The following is a 16,658-nucleotide window of genomic DNA, read 5'->3' on the forward strand; positions in this document are numbered from 1 at the left end:
GGCCTACTCCGCCGCGATCTTGGCCGCGCCCGACGCCGTGGCCGCACATTCGGCCATGGTCACGCTGGCGCGCGCGATGGGATTGGTCAGGTGGAACGCCTTCACCGTGCTCTCGAACGGGGCGTCCGACAGATCGCCGGCTTCGCCCAGGGCCGAAGCGTCGAACACGGTCGGGATCGAACCCGGCGCGAAGTCGATCTGGCCAAAGGTGGGGTGGTCGGCAAACAGCTTGGCCCGAAGCTGGTCCAGGCTGTCATAGGGCAGCTTATGGCCGAGGACCTCGGAGAGGGCCCGCAGGATCGACCAGTCTTCCTTGGCCTCGCCCTTCGGGAACACGGCCCGTTCGCCCATCTGGACGCGGCCTTCGGTATTCACATAGAGGCCGTTCTTCTCGGTATAGGCCGCGCCCGGCAGGATCACGTCGGCCTTGTGCGCACCGTTGTCGCCGTGAGTGCCAAGATAGATCTTGAAGGCGTCCGAAGCGGCCGTCTCGCACTCGTCGGCACCGAGCAGGAACAGCACGTCCAGCGCGCCCGGCTTCAGCATGTCGCCAGTCGACAGACCGCCCTCGCCCGGCACGAAGCCCAGATCGAGACCCGCCACACGCGCGGCGGCGGTGTGCAGCACATTCCAGCCGTTCCAGCCCTCGCGGACGATCTTGAAGCTCTTGGCGGCAGCGCCAGCTGCCTTCAGCACCGCAGCGCCGTCGGCACGGGTCAGTGCGCCCTGGCCGATGATGATCGCGGGACGTTCAGCGTTCTTCAGAGCGGTGACGAAATCGGACTTGCTCTTGCTCAGGCCCGAAAGGGTCTTCGCGCCGACACCCAGATAGTCATAGCCGTAGGTCAGTTCTGACTGCTCGCCGATCACCCCGACGCGGACCTTGCCGGCCAGCCATTGCTTGCGCAGGCGGGTGTTGAGGACCGGCGCTTCCAGGCGCGGGTTCGTGCCGACCAGCAACACGACATCGGCGTCTTCAATGCCGGCGATCGTCGAGTTGAACAGCCAGCTTTCGCGTGGACCGGCACCTAGCGCGACGCCATCCTGGCGCGCATCGAGGTTCTTCACGCCCAGGGCGGCGAAAAGATCCTTGGTCGCTTTCAGGCTTTCGGCATCCTGCAGGTCACCGGCGATGACGCCGATGCGCTCGGGCTTGGCAGCCTTGATCTTCTCGGCCACGGCCGCGAAGGCCTGGCCCCAGGTCGCGGGCTGCAGCTTGCCGCCGACGCGCACATAGGGCCGGTCCAGACGCTGGCGCTGCAGGCCATCAACGGCATAGCGCGTCTTGTCGGAGATCCACTCTTCGTTGACGTCCTCGTTGACGCGCGGGAGCACACGCAGAACGGCGGCGGCGCGGCTGTCGACGCGGATCGCCGAGCCCAGAGCGTCCATGACGTCGATGCTCTCGGTCTTCTTCAACTCCCAGGGCCGCGCCTCGAAGGCGTAAGGCTTGGAGGTCAAGGCACCGACCGGGCAGAGATCGATCACATTGGCCGACAGTTCTGACGTCACTGCCGCGCCCAGATAGGTCGTGATTTCAACGTCTTCGCCGCGCGATATCAGGCCGATTTCCGGAGAACCGGCCACTTCCGTGATGAAACGGACGCAGCGCGTGCACTGAATGCAGCGCGTCATCACCGTCTTGATGAGCGGGCCCATGGCCTTCTCTTCAACGGCGCGCTTGTTCTCTTCGTAGCGGCTGTCGTCGCGGCCATAGCCCATGGCCTGGTCCTGCAGATCGCACTCGCCGCCCTGGTCGCAGATCGGGCAATCCAGCGGGTGGTTGATGAGCAGGAACTCCATCACCCCTTCGCGGGCCTTCTTGACCATCGGGGTCTTGGTAAAGATCTCCTGGCCCTCGGCAGCCGGCAGGGCGCAAGAGGCCTGCGGCTTGGGCGGGCCGGGCTTCACCTCGACCAGGCACATCCGGCAGTTGCCGGCGATGCTGAGACGCTCGTGATAGCAGAAGCGCGGGATCTCTTCCCCGGCCAGTTCCGCGACCTGCAGAACCGTCATGCCGGGCTCGAACTCGACCTCGACGCCGTTGACCTTGGCGATAGCCATTCTTGTTACTCCGCCGCGATCAGCTTGGCGCCCTGCACGTGCAGGCGACCGCTACGATAGGATGCGATCCGGTCCTCCACCTCGTGGCGGAAGTGACGGAACAGGCCCTGGATCGGCCAGGCGGCCGCATCGCCCAGGGCGCAGATGGTGTGACCCTCGACCTGGGTCGTCACGTCCAGCAGGGTGTCGATCTCTTTCGGATCGGCCTCGCCGGTGACCATGCGTTCCATGACCCGCCACATCCAGCCGGTGCCTTCGCGGCACGGCGTGCACTGGCCGCAGCTCTCATGCTTGTAGAAGTACGACAGGCGAGCGATGGCGCGGACCAGATCGGTGTCCTTGTCCATAACGATGACCGCTGCGGTCCCGAGACCCGAACGAAGGGCGCGCAGGGCATCGAAATCCATCGGCAGGTCTTCGCACTGCTCGGCCGGGATCATCGGTACGGACGATCCGCCCGGGATCACGGCCTTCAGATTGCCCCAGCCGCCCCGGATGCCGCCGCAGTGATCCTCGATCAACTGGCGGAACGGGATGCTCATCGCCTCTTCGACGTTGCAGGGCGTGTTCACATGGCCGCTGACGCAGAAGAGCTTGGTCCCGGTGTTGTTGGGACGACCAAAGCCCGCAAACCATGAAGCCCCGCGACGCAGAATCGTCCCGGCGACAGCGATGCTCTCCACGTTATTGACCGTCGTGGGCATGCCGTAGAGGCCTGCGCCGGCAGGGAAAGGCGGCTTCAGGCGCGGCTGGCCCTTCTTGCCTTCCAGGCTTTCCAGCAGGGCCGTCTCTTCGCCACAGATATAGGCACCCGCACCGTGGTGGACGTAGATCTCGAAGTCCCAGCCATGGACATTGTTCTTGCCGACCAGCTTGGCCTCGTAGGCCTGCTTGATGGCAGCTTCCAGAATTTCGCGCTCACGGACATATTCGCCGCGGATATAGATGTAGCAGGCGTGGGCCAGCATGGCGCGCGAGGCGATCAGGCAGCCCTCGATCAGGAGATGCGGGTCATGCCGCATGATCTCCCGGTCCTTGCAGGTGCCCGGCTCGGATTCGTCGGCGTTGACGACCAGATAGTGCGGACGACCGTCCTTCACTTCCTTGGGCATGAACGACCACTTCAGGCCGGTGCCGAAGCCCGCCCCGCCCCGGCCGCGCAGGCCGGAGTTCTTCATGTTGTCGATGATCCAGTCGCGACCCGCGTCCAGGATGTCCTTGGTGCCATTCCAGCAGCCGCGCTTCTTCGCGCCCTCGAGGCCCCAATCCTGGAGACCGTAGAGGTTCGTGAAAATGCGGTCCTTGTCTTCGAGGATACCGACCATGACTCAGCTTTGCGGATCGAATGGATGGGCGCGCACATAGCGCGTCCGACGTAGGATGACATAGGCGAAAAGCAGCCAGCCGACTGCAATAGTCACAAGACCGAGTGCAACGGCCCATTCGGGCGCACCAGCCACGACCCGGCCCCAGATCAGGAGCAGGGCACCGAGCAGACAGGCCACGAAGCCGATGCCGCGTTCGCGGCGACCAAGAACACGAATCGACTCCAGATAGGCCGCCTTGCGGGTGTTGAAGTCGCTGTCGTCGATCATGACGTTGCGCCCCCTTCACGCTTCACGGCGCGCATCCAGCCCAGCACAAACCAGATCTGTGCGCCGAGACCGGCCGCCACGAGAACCAGGAAAGCCGGCAGAAGCCAGCCGATTCCCATGGCCACATGGCCGACAATCGCCGCGCCGGCCAGCACGAAGCAGACCGCGTCGATGGCAAGCATCGCGGTCAGTCGCTTCTTCTGCAAGACGGCGTCAGCGTTCATCAGGCGGCAGGCTCCGCCTTGGCCTTCTTGGGCTTTTCGGGGAGGTTCGGGATCTTGATCTTCTTGGCCAGCGAGCCGTCATAGAGCTTGGGATCGGTCAGGGTCTTGATCGAGTCCTTGGGCTCCGAAGCCTTGCGGCCTTCATAGCTTCCGGGCTGCGGCGACTTGCCGGCAGCGAAGTCATCGAGGATCTGGGCCAGGCTCTCGGGCGTCAGGTCCTCGTAATAGTAATCATTGATCGCGGCCATCGGCGCATTGCAGCAGGCGCCCAGGCACTCGACTTCTTCCCAGCTGAACTTGCCGTCAGCCGAGACGTGGTGGGCTTCGCCGATCTTGTCCTTCAGCACCTGGCGCAGGTCGAGCGCGCCGCGAAGTTGGCAGGGCGTCGTGCCACAGAGCTGCACGAAGGCGACCTTGCCGACCGGCTGCAGTTGGAACATCACGTAGAAGGTCGCGACTTCCAAGACCCGGATGACCGGCATCTCGAGCTGCTTGGCGATCTCCTGGATCGCGGGCTCAGGGATCCAGCCTTCCTGCTTCTGGGCCAGCCAGAGCATGGGGATCACCGCCGACTGCTTGCGCTCGGCGGGGTACTTGGCTTTCCACCAGTCGGCCTTGGCCTGGCTGTCCTTCGAAAAGGCGAAGCTGGCGGGCTGTTCCTTGGCGAGACGACGAACGGACATGCGTCAGGCTTTCACGAAATCAACGCGGGCGATCTTTTCGCCGGCGAAGGTGTAGATGGCGGCGACCTCGAAAGGCGTCGCGTCGGGCGAACGGAAGACCCGCTCGTGGTCGATGACCTTGTTGCCGATCACCACGCGCGACAGAAGTTCGGCGCGGTTATCTGGAAACTGCGCGAACAGGCCAAGATGGCGCTCGCGAAAGGCTTCGACGCCGTGCAGGTTTGGCTCGGCGTTCAGGTCGGCGACGGCCATGTCGTCGGCGAAGTGGCGGCAGAGACCGTCCACGTCCTGAGCGTTGTAGGCATCCAGCTGGGCTTGAGCGACGGCAGCGAAGCTCACCGGTCGATCTCCCCGAACACGATGTCCAGCGAACCCAGGATGGCGGAAACGTCGGCCAGCATGTGGCCGCGGTTCATCCAGTCCATGGCCGCCAGGTGCGGGAAGCCCGGTGCGCGGATCTTGCAGCGATAAGGCTTGTTGGTCCCGTCGGAGACCACGAACACGCCAAACTCGCCCTTGGGGGCTTCGACGCAGGCATAGACCTCGCCGGCCGGCGTGCGGAACCCTTCAGTGTAGAGCTTGAAGTGATGGATCAGGGCTTCCATCGAGCGCTTCATCTCGGCACGACGCGGCGGGCTGACCTTGTTGTCCTCGGTCATCACAGGGCCCGGCGTCTTGCGGAGCATGTCGCAGGCCTGACGGATGATCTTGGTCGACTCGCGCATCTCCTGCATGCGGCACAGATAGCGATCGTAGCAATCGCCGTTCTTGCCGAGCGGGATATCGAACTCGAACTCGTTGTAGCACTCATAGGGCTGATTGCGGCGCAGGTCCCAGGCGATGCCAGAGCCGCGCACCATCACACCCGAGAAGCCCCACTCAATCGCCTGCTCGCGCGTCACCACGCCAATGTCGACGTTGCGCTGCTTGAAGATGCGGTTGTCGGTGATCAGGCCTTCAATGTCGTCGCAGATCTTCGGAAAGGCCTTGGCCCACGTGTCGATGTCTTCGATCAGCTGCGGCGGCAGGTCCTGGTGGACGCCGCCCGGACGGAAGTAGTTGGAGTGCAAGCGAGCGCCGCAGGCGCGCTCGTAGAACACCATCAGCTTTTCGCGTTCCTCGAAGCCCCAGAGAGGCGGCGTCAGGGCGCCGACATCCATGGCCTGGGTCGTCACATTCAGAAGGTGGTTCAGAACCCGGCCGATTTCCGAATAGAGCACCCGGATCAGAGAGCCACGGCGGGGCACATCGACGCCCAGCAGCTTCTCGATGGCCAGGCAGAAGGCGTGCTCCTGGTTCATCGGCGCCACGTAGTCGAGGCGGTCGAAATACGGAATGTTCTGAAGGTAGGTGCGGGCCTCCATCAGCTTCTCGGTGCCGCGATGCAGCAGGCCGATATGCGGATCGACGCGTTCGACGACTTCACCGTCCAGCTCAAGCACAAGGCGCAGCACACCGTGCGCGGCGGGGTGTTGCGGGCCGAAATTGATGTTGAACTTGCGGACTGGAGTTTCCGGAATCGCCGGAACCGTCGACTCGTCCTGAACGAGATCAGTCACCGCTGCGGGGGTGTCATGGCCGGTCATGCTTCCTGGCCTTCCTTACGCTGCTCGATGCTGAGCGAAACTAGCAGCCCGGCAACCAGCAGAACGGCGCCCAGCAGCGTGATGATGGTGGTCGCGACATCCCAGGACTGGGAAATCGCGGCTTGTGACAGCGGCAAAGCCAGAAGGACGGACGCCGCCCCGAGAAGCGCACTGCGGAGCTCGGCGATCTCCATGCGACGAAGCCCGGCCCCAACCGCAAGGGTCATGACCGCGATCATGATCGCAATCCCAAGCCCCTTGTTCTGTTCGACCGTGATAACCGGTGCCCGCGTGAACCAGCCTGTGAGCCTCATGCCGATGGTCATCAGGAAGGCCGTCGAAAAGGTCACCAGGAAAAACGCTGTGGCGGAGCGAAACGTCGGCCGGCGCAGACCCATGATCATGCATCCCCTGCTCTCTTCTCGGCCTTCTCATCGCCCGGCAGGGCGTACTTCGCGCCTTCCCAGGGAGAGAGGAAATCGAACGCACGGAACTCGGTAATCTTTACGGGCTCATAGACGACGCGCTTCAGCTCGTCATCGTAGCGAACCTCCACGTAACCCGTCATCGGGAAGTCCTTCCGCAGCGGATGGCCGTGGAAGCCGTAGTCGGTCAGGATTCGGCGCAGGTCCGGGTGCCCGTCGAAGAAGATGCCGTACATGTCGAACGCCTCGCGTTCGAACCAGTTGGCCACTTCGAACACCGGAGTGACCGTCGGAACCGGCGTATCCTCGTCGGTCGAGACCTTCAGACGGATGCGATGGTTCTTCACCAGCGACAACAGGTGGTAAACCACATCAAAGCGCGCAGCGCGTTCCGGATAGTCGACGCCAGCCAGGTCAATCAACTGGTGGAAACGGCAGGCGGCGTCATCACGCAGGAAGATCAGCGTGTCGCAGACCGTCGCCGAGCGCGCCACGATGGTCAGCTCACCAAAGGCTACCGAATGACCGAGCACCCCGGGACAACGGGCGACGATATCCTGGCCGAGAAGTTCGAGGGTTGCGCTCATCGCTCGATCGTCCCCGTGCGACGGATCTTCTTCTGCAGTTGCAGCACGCCATAGACCAGTGCCTCTGCGGTCGGCGGGCAACCCGGAACATAGATGTCCACCGGCACCACGCGATCACAGCCGCGAACGACACTGTAGCTGTAATAATAGTAGCCGCCGCCATTGGCGCAGCTGCCCATGGAGATCACGTAGCGCGGCTCGGGCATCTGGTCGTAAACCTTGCGCAGAGCCGGAGCCATCTTGTTGGTCAGGGTACCGGCGACGATCATCACATCGCTCTGGCGCGGGCTGGCCCGCGGTGCGAAGCCGTAACGCTCAAGGTCATAGCGCGGCATCGAGGCCTGCATCATTTCCACAGCGCAGCAGGCCAGGCCAAACGTCATCCACATCAGCGACCCCGTACGGGCCCAGGTGATGAGGTCGTCAGCAGCGGCCGTGATGAAGCCCTTGTCGGCCAATTGACCCGAGATGCCGTCGAAGAACGGATCGTGCAACTTGGGATCATAACCCTGCACCGTCGAGCGACCAGCGGAGCCGGCTGGTATCAGGGGCGAGCTATTGCCGGGAACGATCACTCCCATTCGAGGGCGCCCTTCTTCCATTCGTAGATAAAGCCGACAGTCAGGATGCCCAGAAACGTCATCATCGACCAGAAGGCGAAGACAGCCGCCTCATGCGGCAGCTTCATCAGTGTGACCGCCCAAGGGAACAGGAATGCCACTTCCAGGTCGAAGATGATGAAGAGGATCGACACGAGATAGAATCGAACGTCGAACTTCATGCGCGCGTCGTCGAAGGCGTTGAAGCCGCATTCATAGGCGGACAGCTTTTCAGGGTCCGGCGCCTTGGGTGCCAGGACAGCAGCCGCCGCAAGGAATGCAACGCCGATGATGGTCGCAATCCCGAGAAAGATCACGATCGGCAGGTATTGGAGAAGGAAGGCGTTCATGACAGCCCTTGGCTTGAATCGTGCGGGTTGTAGCCCATGCCCGCCGACGCTTCAAACACCTGCGACACATTGAGAAACGGTCGCAACTGATCGTCAGTGACAGATGGTACGACATGGCCGTTGACACGAGTCCGCGCCCGACATATCAGACGCGCCTCGCCGAAGGGCGGGTCGCACCTTCGCTCCGGCGGAGGCCCAATGCGGATGTAGCTCAGTTGGTTAGAGCGCCGGCCTGTCACGCCGGAGGTCGCGGGTTCAAGTCCCGTCATTCGCGCCACCTTTCTTGGGTGGTGGTGATGCTTCCCACTTCAGTGGCGAAATACGGACGACCGTCGCGCCATGGCGCACGACGCGGATGTAGCTCAGTTGGTTAGAGCGCCGGCCTGTCACGCCGGAGGTCGCGGGTTCAAGTCCCGTCATTCGCGCCACCGTCCTGCTTCAAAAGCAAGATCCCATATTTTACAGTTGTTTGGCTAGCCTCCGACCAGTTGTCTGGTGAATTGGGGTTGAGCTTTTCGCGCGGCGGCATGATCTAGCATCAATGGCCCCTCCCCCCTCCCCACGGCTTTCCGTTCTCGACCTCTGCCCGGTCCCGATGGGCTCCAGTGTTGGGGATGCCTTGCGAAACAGCCTCGATCTCGCAAGGCAGACCGAGCGCTTGGGCTATCACCGCTATTGGCTGGCCGAACATCACAACATGCCGGGGATCGCCAGTGCGGCGACAGCGGTCGCGATCGGTCATGTCGCGGCGGGCACATCAACGATTCGGGTCGGCTCCGGCGGAATCATGCTGCCAAACCATGCGCCCCTGATGGTCGCGGAGGCATTCGGCACCCTGGCGGCCATTTTTCCCGGTCGCATCGATCTGGGTTTGGGTCGGGCGCCGGGGACGGACCAAGCCACCCTGAGGGCACTTCGACGCTACATGGGCGCTGTTGATTCGTTCGCGCAGGATGTCGTTGAGCTTCAGGCCTGGTTCAAACCGGCCACTGCCGATCAAGCCGTGCGCGCCATACCTGGCGAGGGCCAGGACGTTCCGCTTTGGCTGCTGGGATCCAGTACCTACAGCGCCCAGCTTGCGGCGGCCCTGGGCTTGCCTTTTGCTTTTGCAGCCCATTTCGCGCCAGACCAACTTATGGACGCGATCACCCTCTACCGCCGCCATTTCAAACCCTCGGAATCATTGGCTGCGCCCTATGTGATGATCTGTATTGGCGTCTGCGCGGCGGACACGGACCAGGAGGCCCGCAGGCTTTCCACGTCTACCCAACAACAGTTCCTGGCCCTGCGGCGTGGCCGACCAGGGCTGCTTCCGCCGCCGGTGGACGATATCGGCGAGATCGCTTCGACGTCAGAAATCGCCGGCTTGGACCAGATCTTCCGCTACTCGGCCGTGGGCTCGGCAAAGACCGTCCAACAGAAGATCGAGGCGGTCCTCGCCCTGACGGGTGCCGACGAGCTCATGGCAGCATCGCAGATCCATGAGCATGCGGCGCGTGTTCGCAGCTATGAAATCCTGTCCGGCGTGTTTGAGCGTATTGCTCTGCCCGCCTGATCAATGCGCCTGGTGCCGTGGTAGCGTCGAACCTTGGGAAAAACCCGCTGCGCCCGTGAGACGGCCATAGATCTGGCAAAGGGCGGTGAAAACCGAGTCCCAGCCATGCCGCTCTTCGGCGCGACGCCGCGCAGCCTGACCCAGCTGAACCGAACCGCGCGCGAAAACCGACTCGATAGCCTCCGCGAACGCGCCAGCCTCCGACGCCGTGGCAAGTTCGCCAACCAAGCTATCCACGGATTCCGCCACGCCTCCGGCCGCTACGCCAATAACCGGCAAACCACAGGCCATGGCTTCAAGAACGACAAGACCAAACGGCTCATTGTCATTGGCATGCACAAAGGCGTCGCAACCGGCCAGAATCGCGGCCAGGGCCAGAGGATCCCGCTGATAGTCCAGGCAGACCACGCGATCGCTGGCCGGAGCTCCACTGCCGGCACCGATCAGAAGCAGCACGTAAGGATCGCCGAGTCGCTCGACGGCCTCCACCAGCACGTCCAGCCGCTTCTCGCGCGCAGGTCGGCCAGCGAAAACGAGAATGCGGTGGTCTGGCCTCAGGCCGAGAGTCGTCTTGAGTTTGGCCCTGTCGCCGCATCGGGGGTGAAAGACATCCACATCCACGCCTAAGGGCAGCCCGATCGCATTGGCCACTCCGGCCTCGATCAGGCGACCCGCGATGAAGCGGCTCGGCGCAACGGCCTGATCAAACTGGCCGTAGATCGCAGCCCAGCGCTTCTGCACAGGCTTCTCAGCCCATTCACCGATATGCAGCGCCGCCAGCGCCCCGAGGTCGGTATGGCAGAATCCGACGACCGGCACGCCGAGACTGTCGCCGGCACGCAGAGCCGCAAGCCCGGGCGTATAAGGGTCTCCCGCTTCAATGATGTCCGGACTTTGGCGGATCAACCTCTCCATCCAGGCCTGCTTGACGACAGGCCAGCGATATCCGTCCCCGAATGGCAAGGGCGCGGCATAGATCGAAACCCGACCCTGCCCGTCATGAGCGTCACGAGCACCAGGCACGACAAGGGTATGCTGGACCAGCGGACGGTGAACCGAAAGCCAGGCACGCTTTGAATTGAGGTAGCGGCGAACGCCACCGCTGCGGGGCGCATAGAGCATTGTCGTGTCGACGAGGCGAACGCGCGCATCATATTCAGCCTCGCCGCGCGCAGGCCCGACCCTGTTGATCGGGTGGTTCGATCTCATGTCCGTCACGCCGAATCCTCATCGTAACCCCGACCACGCATTCGTGCTCAGAACGATAAAGCTTTCACGACAACTCGGGTTCCTCACTGCCTGGCGGCAGCTTAAGCGACCTCCCGCGACGGATAAGAGCTTCCCGCAGCAGCATTTCAACCTGGGCGTTCACGCTCCGCAGTTCTTCTGCTGCAAGGCGCTCGACGGCGGCCAACACGTCTGGGCGGACGCGCATCAGGAACGATCGCCGCACTGTCTTACCCGTTTCCTCCGGCACCGCTTTCAAGGCTTAGCCGTAAAGGGTGCCGGTGTTGACGACCGGCTGAGCTTCTCGATCCGCGCACAGGACCACGAGGAGGTTGGACACCATTGCGGCCTTGCGCTCGTCGTCCAGGACAACGACGCCACGTTCATTGAGCTGATTGAGGGCGTTTTCAACCATCCCTACGGCCCCGGCTACGATCGTGCGCCGGGCAGACAGCACCGCTTCGGCCTGCTGCCGCTTCAACATCGAGCCGGCGATTTCGGGCGCATAGGCAAGGTGCATCAGATGTGCCTCATCGATGGCCACGCCCGCCACGGCGATCCGGGCCTGCAGGTCAGCCTGCAGCCTGGCGCCAACTTCCTCTGCATCGGCCCTGAGCGTAGGCTCCCCCTCTTCGGCATGGTCGTAGGCGTAGTGCGAGGCGACCTCCCGCAGGCCGGTCTCAATCTGGATGTTCACGAAGGCGACATAGTCATCGACATCGAACAGAGCCTGAGCCGAGTCAGCGACGCGCCAGACAATGTTGGCAGCGATCTCGATGGGATTGCCGCGCTTGTCGTTGACCTTGAGCATTTCGCTTGTGACGTTGCGAACCCGAAGGCTGATCTTCTTTCGCCCGTACCAGGGTAAGACCCAGCGCAGTCCCGTTGTGCGGTCGGTTCCGACATAGGCCCCAAACAGCGTATTCACAGACGCTTCGTTCGGCTGCAGCGAATAGAAGCCGCAACCAACCAGAACGGCCGAGGTGACCAGAATGGCCCCAAGCGCGTTGTAGCCACCCCCATAGGTTTCAGCGCTGATAAAGGCCCAGACCCCTAGGCCAATGAGCAACGGCATTGACAGGAGTGGTAGACCTCCGCTGCGACCGGCTCCGATCCGCTCGACTGATCTGTTGATGGTGTGCACCTGGTCCATCGCCATTCTCCAAATTGATATACAAGTGATATCACTTTGATCGCTATTGGCAAGGCGAACCCGGACCGCGTAAGCCCTTGAGCCGACAGAGTGAGGACGAGATGCCGCGATATCTATTCACGACCTGGGAAGGCGGCGGACACGTCCAACCCATGCTGCTCGCAGCACTGGAACTCAAAGACCGCGGCCACAGCGTCTTGATCCTGAGCGACATCTGCAATGCGTCAGACGCAGCCGCCCTGGGCCTGGACTTCCTGCCCTGGACCAAGGCGCCGAACCAAACTGGAAAACGACGCGAGGATGATCGCCTGAAGGATCATGAAGCCGACAATCCTCTGGAGGTCATTCACCGGTTGATCGAACGGGTCATGGCCGGCCCGGCCCAGGCCTATGCAGAAGACACCTTGTCGGCCATCGACACCTTCAGGCCGGATGCCGTGGTCACCCAGGAACTGCTTTTAGGCGTTATGGCCGCTGCTGAGGCGCGCAACCTGCCGCTGGCCCTGTTCGCTGCCAACATCTGGTCGCTCCCTACCCTGCCCGGCGTCCCTCCGTTTGGTGCCGGCATGCTACCGGCCAACTCGGACGACGAACGGGCCATGCACGCCATGGTGACCCAGATGAGCCGGGGCTTCTTTCAGGTCGGGCTGGAGGAACTCAATGCGGCGCGTAGCCACCTCGGCCTAGAGGGCCTGAACGATCTGTTTGCGCAACTTAACGCAGCGAGTCTGATCCTGATTGCCAGCAGCCGCGCCTTTGACTTCGGGCCGGACCCGCTCCCAAAGCCCTTTGCCTATGCAGGCCCCTACCTCGCTGATCCGGCCTGGATCGAACTTGAAGCGGTCCCGGCCGGGACAGCTCCTCTGGTGCTAGTCTCCTTTTCAAGCCTCTATCAAGCGCAAGAGGCCGCACTGGCCAATGTTATAGCCGCCTTGGGCCGACTCCCGGTGCGGGGCCTGGTTACGACCGGCCCCACCCTGGACCCCGCAGAGTTTTCTCACCCTGAAAATGTCACGGTCGTCCGCAGCGCGTCCCATGCTGATCTGCTGAAGCAAGCTGCGGTCTTCGTGACTCACGCGGGCCATGGCTCGACCCTCAGGCCGCTGATGGCTGGCGTTCCCTTGCTTTGCCTGCCGATGGGACGCGACCAGCTTGACAATGCAGCACGTGTCTCGGCCCGCGGTGCCGGGCTGCGTCTGGCACCCGACGCTGGTATTGAGCCGATCACGGCAGCACTTGCAGAGCTGCTGGAGGATAGCCGCTATCGCCAGGCCGCCGCAGCCCTTGGCGAAGCGATCAGGGCCGATCAGGACCAGCGATCCGCCGCAACCCTGCTGGAGGGCCTGCTGACGTGAACCAAGACATTCTGGTGGGCGGTGAGGGGATCGAACCCCCGACCCTCTCGGTGTAAACGAGACGCTCTACCGCTGAGCTAACCGCCCTCTAGAGATGCCGAAGCGGCCTTCTAGCCGTCAGTAGCGCCCCTGAAAAGCGCCAACAAAAAAGGGCGGTCCGCCAAGTGGCGCACCGCCCTGTAATCTCATAGACCGTTTTAGCCGTTCAATGTGGTCTTCAAGCCTTCGCCGACCTGGAACCGCGCCGTCTTCGAAGCCGGACGGTTGACCGTTTCACCGGTCCGCGGATTGCGGGCAGTGCCCGCCGCCCGGGCAACGGCCTTGAATGTGCCAAAGCCGACCAGGCGAACGTCATGGCCTGACTTAAGAGAGTCGGTGACGGTTTCGATGAAGGCTTCCAGGGCGTCCTTGGCCTGGTTTTTATTGATGCCCGCCTTCTCGGCGATCGCCGTGACGAGTTCGGCTTTTGTGGTCATGTTTTTCTCCCAGCCAATAAAGCGGCGGCGCTTCGCAAAAGCCTACGCCACTTCGCTCGGCCGGGATTATGGCGGCGGAAAATGCCCCGTCAAATGAAGGCGGCGCGGCAAAGTCCCGCGCCGCTCAACTTATCAACAATAACTTACATTCAGTGAGTCAAAATGGCGTCAACCTCGCCCTCATCCGCCTTCGCACTTGCAGCAATTGGCTCATCCGCTTCATTCCATTCAATCGGCGTCAGCGGACCTGTAAGGGCGTGTTTGAGAACTTCATCGGCAGTCGAGACCGGAATGATCTCCAGACCGTCTTTGACGGACTGCGGGACATCGACCAGATCCTTCTCGTTCTCCTGAGGGATCAAGACCGTCTTCACGCCCGAACGCAGAGCCGCAAGGAGCTTTTCCTTGAGCCCGCCGATGGCCGTAATCCGCCCCCGCAGGGTGATCTCACCAGTCATGGCGATATCCTTGCGGATCGGAATTCCCGTCAGTACGGACACCATGGCGACGGCCATGGCGGCACCTGCGGAAGGACCATCCTTGGGCGTGGCCCCATCGGGCACGTGGATGTGCACATCCGTCTTTTCAAAGATCGGCGGCTTTACGCCAAAGTGCAGAGCCCGAGACCGCACATAGGACTGAGCGGCCGAAATCGACTCCTTCATGACGTCCTTGAGATTGCCGGTCACCGTCATGCGGCCCTTGCCGGGCATCTTCACGGCTTCGATCGTCAGGATGTCGCCGCCAAACTCCGTCCAGGCCAGACCGGTCACGATTCCGACCTGATCAACTTCGTCGGTTTCGCCATAGCGGTACTTCTTGACGCCGGCGTACTTGGCCAGACGCTCATCATCGATCGTGATCGATGCCACCTTTTCGCGGGAGAGGTCACGGACCGTCTTGCGCGCCAGTGCGCCAAGCTCGCGCTCAAGCGACCGCACACCGGCTTCCCGTGTGTAGTAGCGGATCAGATCACGGATCGCCTTTTCCGGAACCACGAACTCAGCCGCCTTCAGACCATGATCCTTGGTCAGTTTGGGCAGGATATGGCGCTTGGCGATCTCGAGTTTCTCATCCTCGGTATAGCCGGCGATCCGGATGATCTCCATGCGATCCAGCAGAGGCTGGGGCATGTTGAGGCTATTGGCCGTCGTGACGAACATCACCTGGCTGAGATCGTAATCCACCTCCAGATAGTGGTCGCCAAAGGCCGAATTTTGGGCCGGATCCAGGACTTCCAGCAGTGCTGAAGCCGGATCACCCCGGTAGTCGCTGCCCATCTTGTCGATTTCGTCGAGTAGCACGAAGGCGTTGGTCGTCTTGGCCTTCTTCATCGACTGAATGACCTTGCCGGGCATCGAGCCGATATAGGTCCGCCGGTGACCGCGGATCTCGGCTTCGTCGCGAACCCCACCCAGGCTCATGCGAACAAACTCGCGCCCCGTGGCCTTGGCCAGGGACTTGCCCAAGGAGGTCTTGCCGACCCCGGGGGGGCCGACGAGGCAAAGGATGGGGCCCTTCAGCGAGTTTGTGCGGGCCTGGACGGCGAGATATTCAAGGATGCGCTCCTTGACCTTCTCCAGCCCATAGTGATCCGCGTCGAGGATCTCCTCGGCTTCATTGAGGTCAATCTTCTTGGTCTTGGCCTTGCCCCAGGGGATCGACAGCATCCAGTCGAGATAGTTGCGAACAACCGTGCTTTCCGCTGACATCGGACTCATGTTGCGAAGCTTCTTGAGCTCGCTCTCGGCCTTGGTCCGGGCTTCTTTCGACAGACGGGTCTTCTTGATCCGCTTTTCGAGATCAATCAGCTCATCCCGCTGGTCGTCGGGATCGCCCAGCTCGCGTTGGATCGCCTTCATTTGTTCGTTGAGGTAGTACTCGCGCTGGGTCTTTTCCATCTGACGCTTGACGCGCGAGCGGATCTTCTTCTCAACCTGAAGGACGCTGATCTCGCCTTCCATCAGGGCGAAGACCTTTTCAAGCCGCTTCACGATGTCGAAGATTTCCAGCAAGCTCTGCTTGTCGCCAATCTTGACGGAGAGATGGGCAGCGATGCTGTCCGCCAGCTTGCCGGGCTCCGCGATTTGAGGGATCGAAGCCAGGGCCTCCGGAGGCACCTTCTTGTTGAGCTTGACGTAGTTTTCAAACTGCTCGACCACAGCCCGCGACAGGGCCTCGACCTCGGGGCCAGCGCCTTCGTCTTCGCTGACCTCACCGATTTGGGCCTCGTAGAACGACTCCTGTTCCGTGAACTTGACCACGGCGGCCCGTCCCTTGCCCTCGACCAGAACCTTCACGGTACCGTCAGGCAGCTTCAGCAACTGAAGAACGGTGGCCAGAACCCCAACGTCATAAATGTCCGTCGGCGACGGATCATCGTCTGCAGAGTTCTTCTGGGTGACCAGGAGAATTTGCTTGTCGCCGCGCATTACCTCTTCAAGGGCGCGGACAGATTTGTCGCGCCCGACAAAGAGCGGCACCACCATGTGCGGGAAAACAACGATATCCCGAAGTGGCAAGACTGGAAGCGTACGAAGTTCAGACATGATGCTCTTACTCCCGGCCGTCGCGACATTCGCGCTCGGCCATGCGGGCCGGCGTTATTCAGACGATGCGCCTGAGTCGCTCGGTCCGTCCGTCCGGGACTGGACGGAATGGTCCCTATTTATGTGGACGTTTCGCAACTGCGTTCAAGCCGAGTCGCCTGATAGCGGCGACGAGTCGCGCATTAGTCGCCAAGCTGAAGGGGATATGCCCCCAAAGGGTTCCATTGCGC

General features: G+C 62.3%; 16 protein-coding genes, 3 tRNA genes and 1 pseudogene. 4 read left to right on the forward strand and 16 right to left on the reverse strand.

Going from position 1 to position 16,658, the window contains the following annotated elements; genetic code table 11:
- Positions 1-3: 3 nt before the first annotated feature.
- From nuoG to ACW17U_RS08195, 11 genes are read right to left on the reverse strand one after another with little or no spacing between them, the layout of a single operon-like run.
- Positions 4-2,064 carry an NADH-quinone oxidoreductase subunit NuoG gene (gene nuoG / locus ACW17U_RS08145; RefSeq protein WP_492055492.1) on the reverse strand — a complete coding sequence of 687 codons (2,061 nt, stop codon included), beginning with the start codon at positions 2,062-2,064 and terminating at the stop codon, positions 4-6.
- Between the two features lie 5 nt (positions 2,065-2,069).
- Complete coding sequence (gene nuoF, locus ACW17U_RS08150) at positions 2,070-3,389, reverse strand: NADH-quinone oxidoreductase subunit NuoF (RefSeq protein WP_492055493.1); 1,320 nt, start codon at positions 3,387-3,389, stop codon at positions 2,070-2,072.
- 3 nt (positions 3,390-3,392) lie between these two features.
- Complete coding sequence (locus tag ACW17U_RS08155; RefSeq protein WP_062146348.1) at positions 3,393-3,659, reverse strand: hypothetical protein; 267 nt, start codon at positions 3,657-3,659, stop codon at positions 3,393-3,395.
- Positions 3,656-3,883, reverse strand: a complete 228-nt coding sequence (locus ACW17U_RS08160; RefSeq protein WP_062146346.1) for a hypothetical protein — start codon at positions 3,881-3,883, stop codon at positions 3,656-3,658. The genes ACW17U_RS08155 and ACW17U_RS08160 overlap by 4 nt, the downstream gene beginning before the upstream one ends.
- Positions 3,883-4,566, reverse strand: coding sequence for an NADH-quinone oxidoreductase subunit NuoE (gene nuoE / locus ACW17U_RS08165; protein ID WP_492055494.1), 684 nt, complete (start codon positions 4,564-4,566; stop codon positions 3,883-3,885). The genes ACW17U_RS08160 and nuoE overlap by 1 nt, the downstream gene beginning before the upstream one ends.
- Before the next feature lie 3 nt (positions 4,567-4,569).
- Entirely contained in the window at positions 4,570-4,905 is a 336-nt protein-coding gene (locus ACW17U_RS08170; protein WP_062146342.1) for a nuclear transport factor 2 family protein, read from the reverse strand.
- Positions 4,902-6,152, reverse strand: a complete 1,251-nt coding sequence (locus tag ACW17U_RS08175; RefSeq protein WP_062146340.1) for an NADH-quinone oxidoreductase subunit D — start codon at positions 6,150-6,152, stop codon at positions 4,902-4,904. The genes ACW17U_RS08170 and ACW17U_RS08175 overlap by 4 nt, the downstream gene beginning before the upstream one ends.
- A complete protein-coding gene (locus tag ACW17U_RS08180; protein WP_062151433.1) occupies positions 6,149-6,550 on the reverse strand; it encodes a hypothetical protein in 402 nt (133 codons plus the stop codon). Before ACW17U_RS08180 ends, ACW17U_RS08175 begins: the two co-directional genes overlap by 4 nt.
- A 2-nt stretch (positions 6,551-6,552) precedes the next feature.
- Positions 6,553-7,164, reverse strand: coding sequence for an NADH-quinone oxidoreductase subunit C (locus ACW17U_RS08185; RefSeq protein WP_062146338.1), 612 nt, complete (start codon positions 7,162-7,164; stop codon positions 6,553-6,555).
- Positions 7,161-7,766: a NuoB/complex I 20 kDa subunit family protein gene (locus ACW17U_RS08190; protein ID WP_166504192.1), complete on the reverse strand. Its 606-nt coding sequence runs from the start codon at positions 7,764-7,766 to the stop codon at positions 7,161-7,163. The genes ACW17U_RS08185 and ACW17U_RS08190 overlap by 4 nt, the downstream gene beginning before the upstream one ends.
- Positions 7,736-8,113 (reverse strand): NADH-quinone oxidoreductase subunit A, encoded by a 378-nt coding sequence (locus tag ACW17U_RS08195; RefSeq protein ID WP_492055495.1) that lies wholly within the window; start codon positions 8,111-8,113, stop codon positions 7,736-7,738. The genes ACW17U_RS08190 and ACW17U_RS08195 overlap by 31 nt, the downstream gene beginning before the upstream one ends.
- Before the next feature lie 200 nt (positions 8,114-8,313).
- Here ACW17U_RS08195 and ACW17U_RS08200 point away from each other — a divergent pair.
- The 3 genes from ACW17U_RS08200 to ACW17U_RS08210 all read left to right on the forward strand — a co-directional run bounded on the left by ACW17U_RS08200 (position 8,314) and on the right by ACW17U_RS08210 (position 9,668).
- A tRNA-Asp gene (locus ACW17U_RS08200) sits at positions 8,314-8,390 on the forward strand.
- Positions 8,391-8,464: 74 nt separating this feature from the next.
- Positions 8,465-8,541 (forward strand) — tRNA-Asp (locus tag ACW17U_RS08205).
- A 113-nt stretch (positions 8,542-8,654) separates the two neighbouring features.
- Positions 8,655-9,668, forward strand: a complete 1,014-nt coding sequence (locus ACW17U_RS08210; protein ID WP_062146332.1) for an LLM class flavin-dependent oxidoreductase — start codon at positions 8,655-8,657, stop codon at positions 9,666-9,668.
- On the opposite strand, the pseudogene ACW17U_RS08215 reads toward ACW17U_RS08210, so the two are convergent.
- Together ACW17U_RS08215 and ACW17U_RS08220 are read right to left on the reverse strand one after the other, a co-directional pair.
- Positions 9,669-10,820: pseudogene (locus ACW17U_RS08215) on the reverse strand (glycosyltransferase family 4 protein); the annotation flags it as partial. It abuts the gene before it with no gap.
- A gap of 337 nt (positions 10,821-11,157) precedes the next feature.
- The gene (locus tag ACW17U_RS08220; protein WP_062146330.1) at positions 11,158-12,048 is read right to left on the reverse strand and encodes an SPFH domain-containing protein; all 891 of its coding nucleotides are present in this window, start codon (positions 12,046-12,048) and stop codon (positions 11,158-11,160) included.
- A gap of 152 nt (positions 12,049-12,200) precedes the next feature.
- Here ACW17U_RS08220 and ACW17U_RS08225 point away from each other — a divergent pair, with 152 nt between their 5' ends.
- The gene (locus tag ACW17U_RS08225; protein WP_492055496.1) at positions 12,201-13,403 is read left to right on the forward strand and encodes a nucleotide disphospho-sugar-binding domain-containing protein; all 1,203 of its coding nucleotides are present in this window, start codon (positions 12,201-12,203) and stop codon (positions 13,401-13,403) included.
- Between the two features lie 12 nt (positions 13,404-13,415).
- Here ACW17U_RS08225 and ACW17U_RS08230 read toward each other — a convergent pair.
- From ACW17U_RS08230 to lon, 3 genes are all read right to left on the reverse strand, one after another.
- Positions 13,416-13,490 (reverse strand) — tRNA-Val (locus ACW17U_RS08230).
- Positions 13,491-13,600: 110 nt separating this feature from the next.
- Positions 13,601-13,879 (reverse strand): HU family DNA-binding protein, encoded by a 279-nt coding sequence (locus ACW17U_RS08235; RefSeq protein ID WP_062146326.1) that lies wholly within the window; start codon positions 13,877-13,879, stop codon positions 13,601-13,603.
- 149 nt (positions 13,880-14,028) lie between these two features.
- Entirely contained in the window at positions 14,029-16,428 is a 2,400-nt protein-coding gene (gene lon, locus ACW17U_RS08240; RefSeq protein WP_492055497.1) for an endopeptidase La, read from the reverse strand.
- Positions 16,429-16,658 lie beyond the last annotated feature (230 nt).

The organism is Caulobacter sp. AVps16 (genome assembly GCF_058681455.1).

Coding starts and splice junctions, on each gene's coding strand:
- ACW17U_RS08185 (WP_062146338.1), bottom strand. CDS start 7,164: ATGAGCGCAACCCTCGAACTTCTCGGCCAGGATATCGTCGCCCGTTGT.
- ACW17U_RS08190 (WP_166504192.1), bottom strand. CDS start 7,766: ATGGAAGAAGGGCGCCCTCGAATGGGAGTGATCGTTCCCGGCAATAGC.
- ACW17U_RS08235 (WP_062146326.1), bottom strand. CDS start 13,879: ATGACCACAAAAGCCGAACTCGTCACGGCGATCGCCGAGAAGGCGGGC.
- nuoE (WP_492055494.1), bottom strand. CDS start 4,566: ATGTCCGTTCGTCGTCTCGCCAAGGAACAGCCCGCCAGCTTCGCCTTT.
- ACW17U_RS08180 (WP_062151433.1), bottom strand. CDS start 6,550: ATGGGTCTGCGCCGGCCGACGTTTCGCTCCGCCACAGCGTTTTTCCTG.
- ACW17U_RS08225 (WP_492055496.1), top strand. CDS start 12,201: ATGCTGCTCGCAGCACTGGAACTCAAAGACCGCGGCCACAGCGTCTTG.
- ACW17U_RS08175 (WP_062146340.1), bottom strand. CDS start 6,152: ATGACCGGCCATGACACCCCCGCAGCGGTGACTGATCTCGTTCAGGAC.
- ACW17U_RS08195 (WP_492055495.1), bottom strand. CDS start 8,113: ATGAACGCCTTCCTTCTCCAATACCTGCCGATCGTGATCTTTCTCGGG.
- nuoG (WP_492055492.1), bottom strand. CDS start 2,064: ATGGCTATCGCCAAGGTCAACGGCGTCGAGGTCGAGTTCGAGCCCGGC.
- nuoF (WP_492055493.1), bottom strand. CDS start 3,389: ATGGTCGGTATCCTCGAAGACAAGGACCGCATTTTCACGAACCTCTAC.
- ACW17U_RS08220 (WP_062146330.1), bottom strand. CDS start 12,048: ATGGACCAGGTGCACACCATCAACAGATCAGTCGAGCGGATCGGAGCC.
- ACW17U_RS08210 (WP_062146332.1), top strand. CDS start 8,655: ATGGCCCCTCCCCCCTCCCCACGGCTTTCCGTTCTCGACCTCTGCCCG.
- lon (WP_492055497.1), bottom strand. CDS start 16,428: ATGTCTGAACTTCGTACGCTTCCAGTCTTGCCACTTCGGGATATCGTT.
- ACW17U_RS08160 (WP_062146346.1), bottom strand. CDS start 3,883: ATGAACGCTGACGCCGTCTTGCAGAAGAAGCGACTGACCGCGATGCTT.
- ACW17U_RS08155 (WP_062146348.1), bottom strand. CDS start 3,659: ATGATCGACGACAGCGACTTCAACACCCGCAAGGCGGCCTATCTGGAG.